Annotated in this window: 18 protein-coding genes; 14 read left to right on the top strand and 4 right to left on the bottom strand. The window is 66.6% G+C overall.

What is annotated here, in order from left to right:
• Window positions 1-9 precede the first annotated feature (9 nt).
• Window positions 10-1,653, top strand: a complete 1,644-nt coding sequence (locus ACLJPD_RS21145; RefSeq protein WP_410874337.1) for an acyl-CoA synthetase — start codon at window positions 10-12, stop codon at window positions 1,651-1,653.
• A gap of 104 nt (window positions 1,654-1,757) precedes the next feature.
• Entirely contained in the window at window positions 1,758-2,039 is a 282-nt protein-coding gene (locus ACLJPD_RS21140) for a hypothetical protein (protein ID WP_410874336.1), read from the top strand.
• Between the two features lie 224 nt (window positions 2,040-2,263).
• Here the strand turns inward: ACLJPD_RS21140 and ACLJPD_RS21135 are convergent, their stop codons facing one another.
• The 4 genes from ACLJPD_RS21135 to ACLJPD_RS21120 form a co-directional block, all read right to left on the bottom strand.
• Entirely contained in the window at window positions 2,264-2,683 is a 420-nt protein-coding gene (locus tag ACLJPD_RS21135; RefSeq protein WP_410874335.1) for a type II toxin-antitoxin system death-on-curing family toxin, read from the bottom strand.
• Entirely contained in the window at window positions 2,680-2,919 is a 240-nt protein-coding gene (locus tag ACLJPD_RS21130) for a type II toxin-antitoxin system Phd/YefM family antitoxin (RefSeq protein WP_378910179.1), read from the bottom strand. The genes ACLJPD_RS21135 and ACLJPD_RS21130 overlap by 4 nt, the downstream gene beginning before the upstream one ends.
• A gap of 114 nt (window positions 2,920-3,033) precedes the next feature.
• A complete protein-coding gene (locus ACLJPD_RS21125; RefSeq protein WP_410874334.1) occupies window positions 3,034-4,131 on the bottom strand; it encodes an acyl-CoA dehydrogenase family protein in 1,098 nt (365 codons plus the stop codon).
• Window positions 4,132-4,153: 22 nt separating this feature from the next.
• A complete protein-coding gene (locus tag ACLJPD_RS21120; RefSeq protein ID WP_410874333.1) occupies window positions 4,154-5,347 on the bottom strand; it encodes an acyl-CoA dehydrogenase family protein in 1,194 nt (397 codons plus the stop codon).
• 186 nt (window positions 5,348-5,533) lie between these two features.
• Here ACLJPD_RS21120 and ACLJPD_RS21115 point away from each other — a divergent pair, with 186 nt between their 5' ends.
• The 12 genes from ACLJPD_RS21115 (at window position 5,534) to ACLJPD_RS21060 (ending at window position 17,024) form a co-directional block, all read left to right on the top strand.
• Window positions 5,534-5,722 carry a ferredoxin gene (locus tag ACLJPD_RS21115; protein ID WP_410874332.1) on the top strand — a complete coding sequence of 63 codons (189 nt, stop codon included), beginning with the start codon at window positions 5,534-5,536 and terminating at the stop codon, window positions 5,720-5,722.
• Window positions 5,723-5,765: 43 nt separating this feature from the next.
• On the top strand, window positions 5,766-6,668 hold the full coding sequence (locus ACLJPD_RS21110) for a 3-oxoacyl-ACP reductase (protein WP_410874331.1): 903 nt from the start codon (window positions 5,766-5,768) through the stop codon (window positions 6,666-6,668).
• 323 nt (window positions 6,669-6,991) lie between these two features.
• On the top strand, window positions 6,992-7,756 hold the full coding sequence (locus ACLJPD_RS21105; RefSeq protein ID WP_410874330.1) for an MlaE family ABC transporter permease: 765 nt from the start codon (window positions 6,992-6,994) through the stop codon (window positions 7,754-7,756).
• A gap of 5 nt (window positions 7,757-7,761) precedes the next feature.
• Window positions 7,762-8,613, top strand: a complete 852-nt coding sequence (locus ACLJPD_RS21100) for an MlaE family ABC transporter permease (protein ID WP_410874329.1) — start codon at window positions 7,762-7,764, stop codon at window positions 8,611-8,613.
• A 4-nt stretch (window positions 8,614-8,617) separates the two neighbouring features.
• Complete coding sequence (locus ACLJPD_RS21095) at window positions 8,618-9,820, top strand: MCE family protein (protein WP_410874328.1); 1,203 nt, start codon at window positions 8,618-8,620, stop codon at window positions 9,818-9,820.
• Entirely contained in the window at window positions 9,817-10,845 is a 1,029-nt protein-coding gene (locus ACLJPD_RS21090) for an MCE family protein (protein WP_410874327.1), read from the top strand. Before ACLJPD_RS21095 ends, ACLJPD_RS21090 begins: the two co-directional genes overlap by 4 nt.
• Entirely contained in the window at window positions 10,838-11,905 is a 1,068-nt protein-coding gene (locus ACLJPD_RS21085; protein WP_410874326.1) for an MCE family protein, read from the top strand. Before ACLJPD_RS21090 ends, ACLJPD_RS21085 begins: the two co-directional genes overlap by 8 nt.
• Window positions 11,902-13,164, top strand: a complete 1,263-nt coding sequence (locus ACLJPD_RS21080; protein ID WP_410874325.1) for an MCE family protein — start codon at window positions 11,902-11,904, stop codon at window positions 13,162-13,164. The genes ACLJPD_RS21085 and ACLJPD_RS21080 overlap by 4 nt, the downstream gene beginning before the upstream one ends.
• Window positions 13,161-14,381: an MCE family protein gene (locus ACLJPD_RS21075; protein ID WP_410874324.1), complete on the top strand. Its 1,221-nt coding sequence runs from the start codon at window positions 13,161-13,163 to the stop codon at window positions 14,379-14,381. Before ACLJPD_RS21080 ends, ACLJPD_RS21075 begins: the two co-directional genes overlap by 4 nt.
• Window positions 14,378-15,781 (top strand): MCE family protein, encoded by a 1,404-nt coding sequence (locus ACLJPD_RS21070; protein ID WP_410874323.1) that lies wholly within the window; start codon window positions 14,378-14,380, stop codon window positions 15,779-15,781. The genes ACLJPD_RS21075 and ACLJPD_RS21070 overlap by 4 nt, the downstream gene beginning before the upstream one ends.
• Entirely contained in the window at window positions 15,778-16,542 is a 765-nt protein-coding gene (locus ACLJPD_RS21065; RefSeq protein WP_410874322.1) for a hypothetical protein, read from the top strand. Before ACLJPD_RS21070 ends, ACLJPD_RS21065 begins: the two co-directional genes overlap by 4 nt.
• Window positions 16,539-17,024 (top strand): h domain protein, encoded by a 486-nt coding sequence (locus tag ACLJPD_RS21060; protein WP_410874321.1) that lies wholly within the window; start codon window positions 16,539-16,541, stop codon window positions 17,022-17,024. Before ACLJPD_RS21065 ends, ACLJPD_RS21060 begins: the two co-directional genes overlap by 4 nt.

The following is a 17,024-nucleotide window of genomic DNA, read 5'->3' as shown; positions in this document are numbered from 1 at the left end:
TTTGTCCTTGTGAGCTACAACATAGCCGATCTCGTCGAACATGCCGTCGACTTGATGCCCGACCGGATCGTGCTGGTCGGCGAACATCGAGAGTCGACCTACGCCGAACTAGAGGAGCGGGCCAACAAGTTGGCCCACTACCTGCTGGAACAGGGTGTGCGTCCCGGCGACAAAGTCGGAATCTATTCCAGGAACACCGTCGAGGCCGTCGAAGCGATGGTGGCCGTCTTCAAGGCGCGGGCGGTGATGATCAATGTCAATTTCCGCTATGTCGAGAACGAGCTACTGCACATCTTCGACAACTCCGACATGGTCGCGCTGATCCACGAGCGCCGCTACACCGACAGGGTGGCCGCGGTGCGGGCGCAGGTGCCCGCCCTGAAAACGGTGATCGTCGTCGACGACGGCACCGAGGGGCCCACCGGCGCGGACACCGTGGAGTACGAAGCGGCGCTGGCCGGTTCGTCGGGTGAACGCGACTTCGAGGAACGCTCGCCCGACGACATCTACATGCTCTACACCGGCGGCACCACCGGCCTGCCCAAGGGCGTGATGTGGCGGCACGAGGATGTCTGGCGGGTTCTCGGTGCCGGCATCAACTTCGTCACCGGCGAGTACACCAAGGACGAATGGGAGCTGGCCAAGATCGGCGCGGCCAACCCGCAGATGGTGCGCTTCCCGATCCCGCCGATGATCCACGGCGGCTCGCAGTGGGCCACCTTCCACAGCCTCTTCGGCGGTGGCAAGGCCGTGATGATCCCCGAGTTCAGCGGGCACGGTGTCTGGCAGGCCGTCGACAAGCACGGCATCAACCTGATCTTCATCACCGGTGACGCCATGGCCCGCCCGATGCTCGACGCCCTCGCCGAAGGCAACCCGGAAACCGGTGAGCCCTACGATCTTTCGACCCTGTACGTACTGGCCAGCAGTGCGGCGCTGTTCTCGCCCACACTCAAGGACAAGTTCCTCGAAGTGCTGCCCAACCGGATGATCTCCGACTCCATCGGCTCCTCGGAGACCGGCTTCGGCGGGCTCTCCTTGGTCGCCAAGGGCGCCACCCACACCGGTGGCCCTCGGGTGAAGATCGATGCGGCCACCCAGGTGCTCGACGAGGAAGGCAATCCGGTGGAACCGGGTTCCGGTGTCGTCGGCCTGCTGGCGCGCAGCGGGCACATCCCGCTCGGCTACTACAAGGACGAGGTCAAGTCGGCCGCGACGTTCAAGGAGTTCCACGGAGTTCGCTTCGCGATTCCCGGAGACTACGCGCGCGTCGAGGAGGACGGCTCGGTCACCATGCTCGGCCGCGGCTCGGTGAGCATCAACAGCGGCGGCGAGAAGATCTACCCCGAAGAGGTGGAGGGCGCCCTCAAGGCGCACCCCGAGATCTTCGACGCGCTGGTGGTCGGTGTCGAGGACGAGCGCTGGGGCCAGCGGGTCTGCGCGGTCGTGCAGTGTCGCGGCGAGAACCGCCCCACCCTGGCCGATCTGAAGCCGATCCTCGCCCAGGAGATCGCCTCCTACAAGCAGCCACGCAGCCTGTGGTTCGTCGACGAGATCAAGCGCTCACCGGCGGGTAAGCCCGACTACCGCTGGGCGAAATCCCAGACCGACGAGCGCCCCGCCGACGAACACGCCGAGGCAGGCTCGGCGTAGGACCGCTCGACACGAAGGAGCCCGCTCGGCAGCGTCGCCGGGCGGGCATTCGTGGTGTACGTTTCCGAAACTGTCGTCGAAGGTTCCCGAGTATCGTGGCCACGATGGGGAGACCCGGGCACATTCCGCCCGACCTGCCAGGCCAGTTCGAGGTCTTGCTGAGCCGCGCGCTGAAGGGCTGTGTGGTCCCGTCGTGCGTTGATCTGGACATGCGGACGATCGCTGCGCTGAACCGGGTCGCCGGGGCGTATCCAGACGCCGATCAGGGCCTTGTCGAGGCGGCGCACAGCGCTCTCGCCGGCCAAATGGACGGTTCGAACGCAATCAAGGATCGCGACGAGTTGATGCGCCGGGTACTCGAGCGGCGGGAGCGGCGCCCGCGATGAGTCGGCGACGTAAAGCTGTTCGGCCGGCGCGGTCGGCGTAGGCGACGGTGGTCGCGGTGCCGGTGAGTGTCCACGCGGCACCGGCGGCCTAGGCGACGATGCCGGGTGCGTCGGTGCTGGCGCGCAGTTCCTCGGCGACCGCGGCGGTGAGTACGACCTCGCCGGCACCTGCCCGCGCCTGCTGGTCGGCATGACGGTTGCCTGCCCGGACGCGGGCGGGTGGCCTAAAGCACTCGGGATTCAGTTGAGGTCGGATCGTGCTTCAACGCGGTAGCGAGGCGGGATGCGATCTCTGGGACATCGACAACTGTGCCACTGGCGACGTCGATCATGAGGTCGTAGACGAGGTCTTCGTCGAGAGAGCTCGTGTCGATGCCGTTGTAGGCGAGGAAGACGATCGCGCCTGCGATGGCAAGGCGCTTGTTGCCGTCGACAAGTGGATGGTTGGCTGCGATCGAATGTAGGAGCGCCGCGGACTTCTCCCAGATGCCTGGGTAAGCGTCGGTGCCGTACACCGTGGTAGCCGGGCGGGCGGCCGCCGACGCAAGCAGTCCCGCGTCGCGTACGACGTATTGCCCTGCCGCATCCTCGGCGATTGCTCGCAGGTCAGCGACCGTGAGGAAGTAGATGTCCGCTTTGCTCACTTGGCGAGCCTGTCGAGCAGGCTCCTGTGACGCTCGGCGAATTGTCGCGATAGTGCGCGGACTTGGCTGTCTGCGGTTTCGGCCATCGAGTCCGGCACAACGGCCGCCACGCGGCGGCCGTGGCGGGTCAAGTGCACGACGGTACCGGCCTCGGCGGCCGCGATCACGTCGGCGAGGCGCTCCCTGGCTTCGCTTACCGGGAGCTCCCAGTTCTCAGGCGTGGGGGCTGCAGTCATTGACGAATTGTACATCTTCGCGTGAAGTTCGTACGAACTACGCGTCCTGTACGCACACAGCGCCGCCCGCACCTCGCGTGGTTACCTGGCGAGGTGCGAGCACGTTTAGTTCAACTACTGCGCCAGTTCCGCGCCGAGGGCGAGGAGGTGGGGGGTGGCGCCGCCGAGGGCGAATTCGTGGTGTTTGGCGGCGGTGAAGTAGTTGTGGGTGATGTGGTCTCGGTCGATGCCGAGGCCGCCGTGGATGTGGACGACGGTGTGGGCGACCTTGTGGCCTGCTTCGGCGGCCCAGAACTTGGCGATGTGGATGGCCTCGGCGGCGGGGAGGTCCTCCGCGAGGCGCCAGGCGCCCTGGGTGACGGTGAGGCGTAGGCCGCCGATGTCGATGTAGGCGTCGGACAGGCGCTGGGCGACCGATTGGAACGAGCCGATCGGCTTGCCGAACTGCTCGCGGGTGCGGGCGTGCTCGGCGGTCAGTTCGAGTGCGCGTTCCAGGGTGCCGAGTTGCAGGGCCGAGAGGCCGAGCCAGGCGTGTTCGCGCAGCCAGGTGAGGATGTCGGCGCCTGCCTCGATGGTGCCGAGCAGGTCGGCCGGGGTGGCGGCGAGTTCGACGACGAACTCGGGGCTCAGGTCGACGACCTGCTGGGCGGTGCGGGTGACCGACGCGTGCTTTGGATCGATCACGAAGACCCCGACACCGTGGGACGTGATGGCGGGCACCAGGATTCGTTCGGCGCGGTCGGCGTAGGCGACGGTGGTCGCGGTGCCGGTGAGTGTCCACGCGGCACCGGCGGCCTCGGCGACGATGCCGGGTGCGTCGGTGCTGGCGCGCAGTTCCTCGGCGAGCGCGGCCGTGAGCACGATCTCGCCTGCACCTGCCCGCGCCGCCAGCGCCTGCTGGTCGGCATCGCCGAACTTCGCCAGCGCGCCCGCGCCGAGGACGATCGACCACAGGTAGGGCACCGCGGCGACGACGCGGCCGAGTTCGCGCAGGATCGCGGTCTGCTCGAGCATGCCGAAGTCGCTGCCGCCCAGTGCTTCCGGCAGCGCCGCGGCCAGCACGCCGGTCTCGGCGAGCGAGCGCCAGAGCTGTTCGTCGAAGCGGGCGGCGGTGTCGAGTTCACGCAGCCGATCGGCGGTGACGAGCTTGGCGCAGATCTCGCCGGTCAGCCGGGCGAGATCGGTCTGGGCTTCGGTGGGAGTGAAATCCATCGGGAGATACCGGCTTTCGAGATCAGCGGGCGGACGCGGGCTGGCGCAGGGCGGTCATGGCGATGATGTCGCGCTGCACCTCGTTGGTGCCGCCGCCGAAGGTGAGAATCAGTGCGGCGCGGTGCATCCGCTCGAGCCGGCCGCGCAGGACGGCGCCGGGGGAGTCCTGGCGCAGATAGGCGTGCGGGCCGACGACTTCCATCAGCAGGCGGTAGGCCTCGGTGGCCAGTTCGGTGCCGTAGACCTTGCAGGCGGAGGCATCCCACGGCTTCGGCGCGGCCTCACCGCCCTGATCGGCGCGGCTGGCGATCTCCCAGTTCAGCAGCTTGAGGTATTCGACCTTGGCGTGCACCCGGGCCAGGTTGAGCCGGGCCCATTCCTGGTCGATCACGCGTGTGCCGTCGGAACCGACGGTCTCGCGTGCCCACGCCACGGTCTGGGCGACCGCCAGCGACAGCGGACCCGCCGAGGTGAGGGCGACGCGCTCGTGATTGAGCTGGTTGGTGATCAGCGACCAGCCGCCGTTCTCCGGCCCGACCACCGACGAGGCGGGCACCCGCACGTCCTGGTAGTAGGTGGCGCTGGTGTCGGGCCCGGCCATCGTGTGCACCGGTGTCCAGGAGAAGCCGTCGGCGTCGGTCGGCACGATGAGCATCGTGATGCCCTTGTGCTTCTTGGCCGTCGGATCGGTGCGCACGGCCAACCAGATGTAGTCGGCGTAGGCGATGAGGCTGGTCCACATCTTCTGGCCGTTGATCACGAAGTCGTCGCCGTCGCGCACCGCGGCGGTCCGCAGCGAGGCCAGGTCGGTACCGGCGCCCGGCTCGGAGTAGCCGATGGCGAAGTGCAGCTCACCGGAGGCGATCTTGGGCAGGAAGAACTTCTTCTGCTCCTCGGTGCCGTACTGCATGATCGTCGGCGCCACGGAGTTGAGCGTCAGGAACGGGACCGGCGCGCCCGCGATGGCGGCTTCTTCGACGAAGATCAGCTGATCCATCGTGGTGCGGTCCTGGCCGCCGTACTCCTTGGGCCAGCTCAGCGTGAGCCAGCCGTCGCGGCCCATCTGACGCACGACCTCGCGGTAGACACCGCCTTCGCCGTACTCGCCGGTCTGCAGGCTCAGGGCCGCGCGGCGTTCCGGCGTCATCAGCTTCGCGAAATATTCGCGCAGCTCGGCGCGCAATTCTTCCTGCTGCGGCGTATACGCGACGCGCATGCTTCCTACCTCGGTGTCGAGCTGAAAGGGCGGGTGGCGGGGCGCAGGGAATGAGCCCCGCCGAAACCGATCATTGCATATGAACTGGAACATGTTCCAGTATTGGTGGTGATCAGTCGCCTGTTCCGCTCCGCGGTCCGGGCTGTCTGGGTTAGTGTCGCGAAGACCGTGTGGAAGGAAGTTCTCATGAAGATCATCGTCGATTTCGACCGGTGTGAAGCGAACGGCGTCTGTGTCGGAATTGCCCCTGACATGTTCGAACTTGACGACGACGACATGTTGACCGCCGCCGAGGGCGATGTCGAGCCCGATCGTCTCGCCGACGCGGAGGAAGCCGTCGCGCAGTGCCCCAAGGCCGCGTTGAGGTTGGCGTGATCCGCTCTTGTCGGATGGTGGAACACGTTCTAGAGTCGGCCGAATGAGTGTGACGCAGATTTCATTGGAGGGCCGGGTCGCGATCGTGACCGGCGCGGGCGCCGGGCTCGGCAGGGCCGAAGCTCTCGCGCTGGCGTCGGCAGGCGCGGCCGTGGTCGTCAATGACCTTACCGAGGACGCGGCGGCCGAAACCATCGCCGCGATCCGCGAGCTCGGTGGCAAGGCAGAATTCGTCGGCGGCTCCATCGCCGAACGGGCCACCGCCGACGCGCTCGTCGCGACCGCGCAGGAATCGCTCGGCGGCCTCGACATCGTCGTCAACAACGCGGGCATCACCCGCGACCGCATGCTGTTCAACATGTCCGACGAGGACTGGGACGCGGTGATCGCGGTGCACCTGCGCGGACACTTCCTGCTCACCCGTAACGCCGCCGCACACTGGCGCGCGGCGTCGAAGGCGGCGGGCGCGCCGGTCTACGGCCGGCTGATCAACACCTCCTCGGAGGCGGGTCTGCTCGGACCGGAGGGTCAGGCGAACTACGGCGCGGCCAAGGCGGGCATCACCGCCCTCACGCTGACCGCCTCGCGCGTGCTGTCCAGGTTCGGTGTGCGCGCCAACGCGATCTGCCCGCGGGCCAGGACGGCTATGACCGAGGCGGTCTTCGCCGAAGCGCCCGACGGCGCGGTCGATCCGCTGGCGCCCGAGCACGTGGCCAAGCTCGTCGCCTACCTCGCCGCACCCGCCGCCGACCTGGTGAACGGGCAGGTCTTCGTCGTCTACGGACCGATGGTGGCGTTGATGGCGGCACCGACGGTCGAGCAGCGCTTCGACGCCGAGGGTGCCGAATGGTCCGAGGCAGACCTGGCCGCCGCCCTCGGTGGTTATTTCGCGGAGCGCCCCGCCGACCACACCTTTTCGGCGCGCGACCTGCGCGATCTGGGCTGAGGCAGCCCATCGCGGTTTGCCCGAAGTTGGCCCACCGCGCAACCGCGCGTTCTTGTCTCGCCTGTCGTGTTGATCACCAGTCCAGGTATTGGTAGACATGACCGTCAGGTGTGTGGCGCCTCACAGCAAGGTCGCGCGATTTGGATAAGTGTCCGTTTCAGTTTTGACGGCGTTTCACGAGAAAAGTCCTGTTCTGAGTCTACGAAAATGGCAGACATTAACAGGAACATGTTCTAGTCTTTGGGCAGTCTTCAGATCGGGGTGGCGGTGAAGTACGGGTACGCGGACACATCGGTCCGCCCGTCGATTGAGGAGGTTTCGGAATGAACAACCTCCTTGCTGTCCCGTTGCGGGCGGTTGGCGGATTCTTCGAACTCGGCGCGGAAGTGGCGCGTGCCACCGTCCGCAAGCCGTTCCAATGGCGCGAATTCATCGACCAGGCCTGGTTCGTGGCGCGCGTCTCGATCGTGCCGACTCTGCTCGTGGCCATCCCGTTCACCGTGTTGGTGGTCTTCACGCTCAACATCCTGCTGCGCGAGATCGGTGCCGCGGATCTCAGTGGAGCGGCCGCCGCGTTCGGTGCCGTCACGCAGGTCGGCCCGATCGTCACGGTGCTGATCGTGGCGGGCGCGGGCGCCACCGCGATCTGCGCCGACCTGGGCGCGCGCACGATTCGCGAAGAGATCGACGCGATGAAGGTGCTCGGCATCGACCCGGTCAGCCGACTGGTCGTGCCGCGCGTGTTCGCCTCGATGTTCGTGGCACTGATGCTCAACAGCCTGGTGTGCACCATCGGCATCGTCGGCGGCTTCGTGTTCTCGGTCTTCCTCCAGGGCGTGAACCCCGGCGCGTTCGTCAACGGGATTCCGCTGCTGACGAATCTGCCGGAGCTGATCATCTCCGAAATCAAGGCGGGCATGTTCGGCCTGATCGCCGGAATGGTCGCCTGTTATCTCGGGCTCGGAGTCAAAGGTGGCCCGAAGAGCGTCGGTGACGCGGTGAACCAAACAGTGGTATTCGCATTCATGGCGCTGTTCGTGGTGAATGTGGTCGTCACCGCGATCGGCCTGAAATTCACGGTGCGGTGACCACGATGGCATTCATAGTTCGCAGCAAGTTTCCGCGCACGGTCCGTCGTTTCGACCGGATGTCGAAATCGCTGGATGCCCTGGGCAATCAGGCGATCTTCTACGTCAAGGCACTCGCCTCGGTGCCCCGCGCGCTGGTGCACTACCGCACCGAGACCATCCGGCTCATCGCCGAGATCAGCATGGGCAGTGGTGCTTTGGCCGTGATCGGCGGCACCGTGGTGATCGTCGGCTTCCTGACCCTGATGGCGGGCGGCACCATCGCGGTGCAGGGCTACAGCTCGCTCGGCAATATCGGCGTCGAAGCACTGACCGGCTTCTTCGCCGCGCTCATCAATGTTCGCATCGCGGCGCCGGTGATCTCCGGCATCGGTCTGGCCGCGACCATCGGCGCGGGCGCGACCGCCCAGCTCGGCGCGATGCGGGTGGCCGAGGAGATCGACGCGCTGGAATCGATGGCGATCCGGCCGATTCCGTTCCTGGTCGGCACCAGGGTGCTGGCGGGCATGATCGCGATCGTGCCGCTCTACGCACTCGCCGTGATCGCCTCGTTCATCGCCAGCCGCTTCGCGACCGTGGTGATCTACGGCCAGTCGGGCGGCGTCTACGACCACTACTTCTCGACCTTCCTCATCCCGAGCGACATCCTCTGGTCGTTCGCGCAGGCGATCGTGATGGCACTGGCCGTGATGCTGATCCACACCTACTACGGCTTCCACGCCGCGGGTGGTCCGGTCGGCGTCGGCATCGCGGTCGGTAACGCGGTGCGGTCGTCGCTGATCGCGGTCGTCACAGTGACGCTGCTGATCTCGCTGGCCATCTACGGCACCTCCGGCAACTTCCACCTCTCGGGATAGCGTGATGGACACTTCACGGATCGTTGCCGCATTGCAGGGCGGGCTCGGGCGCAAGCTCGCCGCGCTCACGATGGTCGGCATGCTCGTCGGGCTCGCGGCCTTCGCGTTCGCCCTCTTCCAAGGCGCGTTCACCACCACCGCGCAGGTACTGGTCGACGCACCGCGCGCGGGCCTCGTGCTCGACCCCGACGCCAAGGTGAAGGTGCGCGGCGTCGAGATCGGCCGGGTCGCCGAGATCAACCTGCGCGAGGACGGCGCACAGATCCTGCTCGAGGTGGACCCCGAACAGCTGAAACTGGTGCCGTCGAACGCGGGTGTCGACATTCGTTCGACCACGGTGTTCGGCGCCAAGTACGTGAATTTCGTTGTCCCCGAAAACCCTTCGTCGAGCTCGCTGAAGCCCGGCAGCACGGTGGCGGCGAGCTCGGTGACGGTGGAGTTCAACACGCTGTTCCAGCACCTGTCCGATGTGCTCGCCCAGGTGGAACCGGAGAAGCTCAACGCCACCCTGACCGCACTCGGTACCGCGCTGGAGGGCCGCGGCGACAAGTTCGGCGACCTGCTCGTCCGGTCGGACCGCTACCTGCGCGAGCTCAACCCGTATCTGCCCACGCTGCAACAGGATATGGACAAGACGGCTCAGGTGACCGAGATCTACGCCGATGCCTCCGGCGCGCTGCTGCGGACCGTGGACAACGCCACGGTCACCGCGAAGACGTTGTCGGAGTTGCAAGGCCAGCTCGATGATGTGCTGGTGAACGTGATCGGCCTGTCCGACACCACCGGTTCGGTGTTGCGGGAGAACGAATACCAGCTCGTCACCGCGCTCGACCTGCTGCGGCCGACCACCAGCCTGCTGTTCGAATACGCGCCCGCGCTGACATGCATCATCGACGGCATCGGCCCGCTGATGCCGCTCGCCGAGGAGATGTTCGGCGGTCGCATGCCGGGTGTCGGTATGAACACCAACTTCATGTTCGGCGACAAGCCCTACACCTACCCGGAGGACCTACCCAGGGTGAACGCCACCGGTGGTCCGCACTGCGAGGGCATCCTCGACCGGGTGCCCGACAGCCACGCGAACTACGTGGTGACCGATACCAGCCAGGGCGCGCCCTACACGCCGCGCACCGGTTCGCCCGAATTGAACAGCGCGCCAAAGGTTTTCCAGCTCTTGCTGGAAGGATTGCCGGGAGTGACACGGTGAAGAACACGGCCACGACGGTCAAGCTCGCGATCTTCACCGTGGTGATGTCGCTGGTATTCGCCGGCCTGGCGATCGTGCTGAGTCAGGCACGGTTCTCCAGTGAGAACGGCTACAAGGCGGTGTTCACCAGCTCCTCGGGCATGCTGCCCGGTTCGAAGGTGCGCATCGCCGGTGTGCCGGTGGGGTCGGTGAGCTCGGTGAAGGTCGGCGACGACGATCTAGCGCACGTCGAGTTCGACGTGGACACCAAGTACTCGGTGCTCTCCAGCACGCGCTTGGCGATCAAGTACGAGAACCTCGTCGGTGACCGGTACCTGGAGTTGAAGGAAGGGCCGGGATCGGCGCGCGAGCTCCCCGACGGCTCCACTATCGGCAAAGAGCAGACCACGCCCGCGCTGGATCTGGATCTGCTGCTCGGCGGGTTCAAGCCGCTGTTGCGCGGCCTCGATCCGGGTCAGGTCAACGACCTGACCTCCGCGCTGCTGCAGATCTTCCAGGGCCAGGGTGGCACGCTGGTCTCGCTGCTCAACAGCGGTGGCAGCTTCAGCAAGACCCTCGCCGATCGCGACGCCCTGATCGGCAGCGTGATCGACAACCTGAACACCGTGCTGGCCACCATCGACGATCGCGACGAGCAGTTCTCCACCACGATCGCCGAACTGCAGCGCCTGGTCAGCGGATTGGCCGCCGAACGTGACCCGATCGGCGCGGCCCTGCCGCGGATCGCCGGTGCGACAAAGGAGATCAACGACCTGTTGACCACCGCGCGTCCCGACCTGCGCAACACCATCGAGCAGACCGGCAGGCTCGCCACCAACCTCGACAACGGCTCCGACGACATCCAGTGGGTGCTCGACAAACTGCCCGAGACTTACAAGCAGCTCGTCCGCATCGGCGCCTACGGCTCGTTCCTGCAGCTGTACGTGTGCGGTACCAACTTCCTGATCGACGGCCCGGACGGCAAGCCCTTGGAGGTCAAGATGCCGGGTCTGCAGGCGACCGGAAGGTGTACGCCCAATGAGTGAGAAGAATTCGTCGGCCGTCACCGTCGGCATCGTCGGCATCGTGCTGGTGGTGACGATCTCGCTGGCCACGCTGCAGTACACCAAGCTGCCGTTCATCCGCTCCGGCGCGACCTTCACCGCGCACTTCGTCGACGCGGGCGGGTTGGTGCCGGGCGATCCGGTGCATGTGGCCGGTGTGCGCTCCGGCGAAGTCGACCAGGTGTCGCTCGACGGCCCCAAGGTGCTGGTGAAGTTCACTCTCGACGAGTCGATCGTGCTGGGCCAGAAGACATCCGCCGCGATCAAGACCAACACGGTGCTCGGTCGCAAGTCCCTGGACGTGGTGCCGACCGGACCGGGCGAGTTGCGCACCGCCGACACCATCCCGCTCGATCGGACCACCTCGCCGTACTCGCTCAACGAGGCGCTCAGCGACCTCGGCGCGACCGTGCGCGACCTCGACCTGGACCAGGTCGACAAGACACTGGACACGCTCTCGGCCGCCTTCGCCGACACACCGGGCCCACTGCGTAACGCCCTCGACGGTGTCACCGCGCTCTCGCGCAGCATCAATACCCGCGACCAGGCGTTGACCGATCTGCTCGGCCGGGCGCAGAACGTCACCAAGATCCTGGCCGACCGTAGTTCGCAGCTCAACGCGCTACTGCTCGACGGCAACGCCCTGCTCGGCGAGCTCGACAACCGGCGCGCCGCGATCAACCAGCTGATCGTCTACATCGACTCGGTCGCCAAGCAGCTCTCCGGGCTGGTCGCCGACAACGAGGCGCAGATGAAACCGACACTGGACCGGCTCAATTCGGTGCTCGCCCTGCTGCAGCGCAACAGGCAGAACCTGACGGAGGCGGTCGACAATCTCGGCCCCTACGCCACGGCGCTCGGCGAGCAGGTCGGCAACGGGCCGTGGTTCAACGCCTACGTGGTGAACGCGACGAGTACCGAGCTGCGCCCGCTGGTGGACGCGCTGGTCTGGCCCGAGCAGGTGCCACAGGACCTGATCGACATCTTCACGCATCCGGCGCCGCCGGCCATCGTGCCTTCCGAGGAGGATCCGCCGCGATGAGCATCGCATCGACAGTGCGCGGCGTGCCGCGTTGGACCCTGGCCGTCGCCGCGGTGGTGATCGTCGCGCTGGTCGCGGTCGGGGTCTACATCGGCCTCGGCGTCGGCAAGACCAAGATCACCGCCGCTTTCGCCACGACCACCGGCCTCTACGCCGGTGACGAGGTGCGGATGCTCGGTGTGACGATCGGCAAGATCGACGCGATCGAGCCGGGCGAAGGTCGAGTGCAGGTGCGGATGAGCGTCGACAGTGGCATCGACCTGCCCGCCGACGCCCGCGCCGTGCTCATCGCGCCCTCGCTGGTGTCGGCTCGTTTCATCCAGTTGGCGCCCGCTTACACCGGTGGCCCGAAGCTGGCCGACGGTGCCCAGATCCCGATCGAGCGCACCGCGGTCCCGGTGGAGTGGGACGACATCAAGGCCGAGTTGTCCAATCTCGCAACGGCTCTCGGGCCGGTGGGCGACGACGCGAAGGGCTCCTTCGGCCGCTTGGTCGACACCGCCGCCGACAACCTCGACGGCAACGGCCAGCGGTTCCGTGACACCCTGCGTGAACTGTCGGCGACGTTGAATACGTTGTCCGACGGGCGAACCGACCTGTTCGGCACCATCCGCAACCTGCAGAAGTTCGTCGAGGTGCTCTCGGCGAGCAACGAGCAGATCGTGCAGTTCGGCGGCAGGTTGGCTTCGGTGGCCTCGGTGCTCGCGGGCGCCTCGGCGGAACTCGGTGCGGGCCTGGACAGTCTGGACGTGGCGCTCGCGGATGTGAAGCGCTTCCTCGAAGGCAGCGGCGCCGAGCTCACCGACGGTGTCGAGCGGCTTGCCGATGTCACCCAGATCCTGGTCGACAAGCGCCCGGAAATCGAACGGGTGCTGCATTCCGCGCCGACCGCGCTGGTGAACTTCTACCAGATCTACAAGCCGGCCCAGGGTTCGCTCACCGGCGCTGTCTCGCTGAACAATACGGCCAATCCGCTGAGCTTCCTCTGCGGTTCCATCCGGGCGCTCGAACACAACAACTCGGACCGGTCGGCGGATCTGTGCGCGGAATTCCTCGCCCCGGTGATCAGTTCGCTCGGGATGAACTACGCGCCGATCATGATCAATCCGGCCAGCGGCGTGACGGCCTTCCCCGACCAGTTGGTGTACAGCCCGCCGAGCTTGGCCGGGCAGGCGGAACCGGATGCCCCGCCCGCGGTTGCTCCGGTGACCATTCCGAACGGGCTTGCCGGACTTGCGGTTCCAGGAGGACAGCGGTGAAACGGATAATCTCCGGGCTGGCGGTGAGCGTCGCGGTGACGCTCGGTGCGACCGGTTGTCAGTGGGACGGGCTGAACTCGCTGCCCATGCCGGGCTCCGAGGGCAGCGGCCCTGGTTCGTACACCGTGCGGATCCAGATGCCCAATGTCACGACCCTGACCCGTAATTCGCCGGTGCGGGTGGACGACGTCGAGGTCGGCAATGTCACCGGGATCGATGTCGAAGGCTGGCACGCGCTGGTCACGGTCTCGCTGAATCCCGAGGTGAAACTGCCCGCCAACGCCGTCGCCAAGATCGGCCAGACCAGCTTGCTCGGCAGCAATCACGTCGAACTGTCCGCGCCGACCACGACGCCCGCCCAGGGTCAGCTGCGCGACAACGACGTGATCCCGCTGGAGCGGGCCGGGGCCTACCCGACCACCGAGCAGGTGCTGTCCTCGCTGTCGGTGGTGCTCAACGGCGGCGGCATCGCTCAGCTCGAGACCATCACCAGGGAAATGAACGCCGCGCTCAACGGTCGTGAGGCCGAGATCGCGGATCTGCTGCCCCAGCTCAACGAGCTGACCACCGGTCTGGACAAGCAGACCGGCAGCATCATCGCCGCGATGAGCGGCCTGGACCGGCTCGCGGGCAACCTCGCCGACCAGAAGCAGGTGCTGGCCCGCGCGATCGAGGAGATCCATCCCGCGCTGACCGCGCTCGCCGACCGCACCGCCAACATCACCAGGGCGGTCACGGCGCTGGGCGAGCTCGGCGATGTCACCGAGCGGATCATCCAGACCAGCGGCGACGACCTGAAGGCGAACCTGGCCAGCCTCGGCCCGGTACTGGAAACGCTGGCGAACACCGGCACCAATCTCATCGAATCGATGCGCATCCTGCCGACCTTTCCGTTCCCGATCAAGAACATCGGCAACGCGATCATGGGCGACTACCTCAATCTCTACATCACCGTCGACATGACCGGTAAGCGCCTGGACAGCAACTGGCTCACCGGTACTCCGCTGGGCGGGCGCTTCGGTGGCGTCGAAGGCGTGGTCGGTAGTTTCGCGCCTACTACGGCGACCGACGCGGGCGATCCGACCAAACTCCCGGAGGCGCCCGCGCCCAGTGCGCAACCGACGCCGACACTGCCCGGACTGCCGACACTGCCCGGCCTGCCCGCCATCCCCGGAATCACCGTGCCGCTGCCCGGCCAGGAAGGTGCGGGACGATGAAACTCACCAGGTTCGTCCACGTTCAGCTCACGATCTTCGCGGTCCTCACCGTGATCGGTCTGGTCGTGATGGGCGGGATGTATGTGCAGCTCCCCGCGATGTTCGGGATCGGTCGCTACAACGTGACGGTGCAACTCGCCGCCACCGGCGGGCTCTACCCGACCGCCAATGTCTCCTACCGTGGCACCAACGTCGGCAAGGTCGAGGCAGTGCGCCTCACCCCGGCCGGGGTCGAGGCGGATCTGTCGATCGACAGCGATTACAAGGTGCCGTCGGATTCGACCGCCTGGGTGCGCAGTGTTTCGGCGATCGGTGAGCAGTACGTCGACCTGGTGCCCGAGGCCGATTCCAGCTCGGGCGATCTGCGCGACGGTTCGGTGATCCCGGTGCAGCGCACCCGGCTGCCCCAGGATGTCGGTTCGCTGCTCGACCAGACCGACAAACTGCTCGCGACGGTCGCCGACACCCGGCTGCGGCAGGTGATCGACGAGGCCTTCAAGGCGTTCAACGGCGCGGGCCCTGATCTGCAGCGGTTCATCGACTCGGCGGCGCTGCTGGTGCAGCAGGCCGAGACCGATGTGGAACCGACGAAGAAGCTGCTCGATCAGATCGGCCCACTGCTGGACACCCAGATCCAATCCGATGCCAATATTCGTTCCTGGACAATGGATCTCGCGATCGTCACCGATCAGCTCCGCGCACACGATCCGTCGCTGCGAAACCTGTTGCACGACAGCCCTTCCGCGATGCAGAAAGTCAACGAGCAGTTCCAGAGTCTGCGGCCCACCCTGCCGCTGTTGATGAGCAACCTGGTCAGCCTCGGGCAGGTCGGCGTGACGTATCACGCTGGTATCGAACAGCTCCTGGTCGTTTTCCCGCCGTTGATCGCGGCATTGAAGACGGTCATGCGCGGACCGACCCAATACGGTGTGATGGTCGACTTCATGACCGTCGTCAACGACCCGCCTGCCTGCACCACCGGCTTCCTGCCCGCGGACCAATGGCGTGAGCCAAGCGATCTCACCCCGATGGACACCCCGCCGGGGTTGTATTGCAAGGTGGCGCAGGATTCCCCGATCGAGGTGCGCGGTATCCGCAATACGCCGTGCATGGAGTATCCCGGTGTCCGGGCGCCCACTCCCGAACTGTGCCGGACGGGGTACGTGCCGCAGGGCACGAACCCGCCGTTCGGCGCGCCGCAGCCGGTAGCCCCGGCCTCGGCCCCCACCGGCGCGTCCACCGGCGGAGTCACCCCCGCCGCCGCGCGCCCCTATGATCCGTCCACCGGCAGTTATCTCGGCCCGGACGGTCGCATGTACCGCCAAGGTGATATCGCCACCGATGGTTCGGGCACCGTCCCGGCCAGCTGGCAGGCGATGTTGGAGGAGCAGCAACAATGAGTGAGAACAGCAACCGCCGCCCGCGTCGGCGGGCAGCACGGTCGGCGGGTCCGCCGGTGGAGGATGCGACGGTCGTCGACCGGTCGGTGGACGCGGCGGCGCCCGCTGCCACGGTCGAACTGGTGAAGTCCGCGAAGGACGTCGTTGACGAGACGGCTGCTGTCGGGCCGGCGAAAGACACCGAGACCGCTGTCGTGGGGCTGACGAAGTCCGAAGTGGTGGACTCCGAGGCCGACGATGATTCGGCCGAACTCGACGAAGAAGATGTGAAGCTGGCTCGGCTCGGCCAGATCGTCGGGCTCGCCGCCGCGGCGGTGCTGGTGTTGGCACTGGTCGTCGGTGCCACGTTCACCGCGCTCGCCGCTCGGTCGGGGAGTCAGGACGAGGAGCTGCGCGCGCAGTACACGCAGACCGCGCGTCAGGCGGTCATCAACCTGACCACCATTCGCGCCGACTCCGCCAAGGAGGACATCGACCGGATCCTGGCGGTGGCCTCGGGGGAGTTCAAGAACGAGTTCGACGGCCGCGTCGACCCGTTCATGGATGTGGTGAAGCAGGCCAAGGTGGTCTCCAGCGGTGAGGTCGTCGAGTCGGGCATCGAGTCCGTCGACGAGAATTCGGCGAAGGTGCTGGTCGCCGCGAAGCAGATGGTGAGCAATACCGGGTCGGCCGAACCGCAGGCGCGCCAGTACCGATTCCGGATCACCGTGTCGAAGGGCGATTCCGGGATGACCGTGTCGAAGGTGGAGTTCGTCGGATGAGCAAGCGAATCAAGATCGTCTTCAGCGCCCTCGCGGCGGTCGGCGTGATCGCGGCCGTCGTGCTGGGCGTCAGCGGGTTCCAGCTCTGGCAGCAGGACAAGACCGAGCAGGCGCGCACCGATGCGATGAGTACCGCAGGCCGCACGGTGAGCGCGATGTTCACCTACGAGCCCGCCACCGTCGACACCGAACTGCCAAGGGCCGCGGACAATCTCACCGAACAGTTCCGGACCGAGTACCTGAAACTGATCGAACAGGCCATCGCGCCGGGCGCCAAGGAGAAGCAGCTCACCGTCAAGGCCACCACCCAGGCCGAGGGCGTGGTGTCGGCCGACCCGGAACACGCTGTCGTGCTGCTGTACCTGAATCAGCTGACCACCAGCAAGGATTCGCCGCAGGGCACCACCTCGGGCAGCCGCGTACGGGTCACCCTGGACAAGGCCGACAACCGCTGGCTGGTCTCCCAGGTCACCCCGGTCTGA

This window comes from Nocardia sp. A7 (assembly GCF_046549215.1).
Taxonomy (GTDB): Bacteria; Actinomycetota; Actinomycetes; order Mycobacteriales; family Mycobacteriaceae; genus Nocardia.
This window is presented reverse-complemented; position numbering and strand designations above follow the sequence as displayed.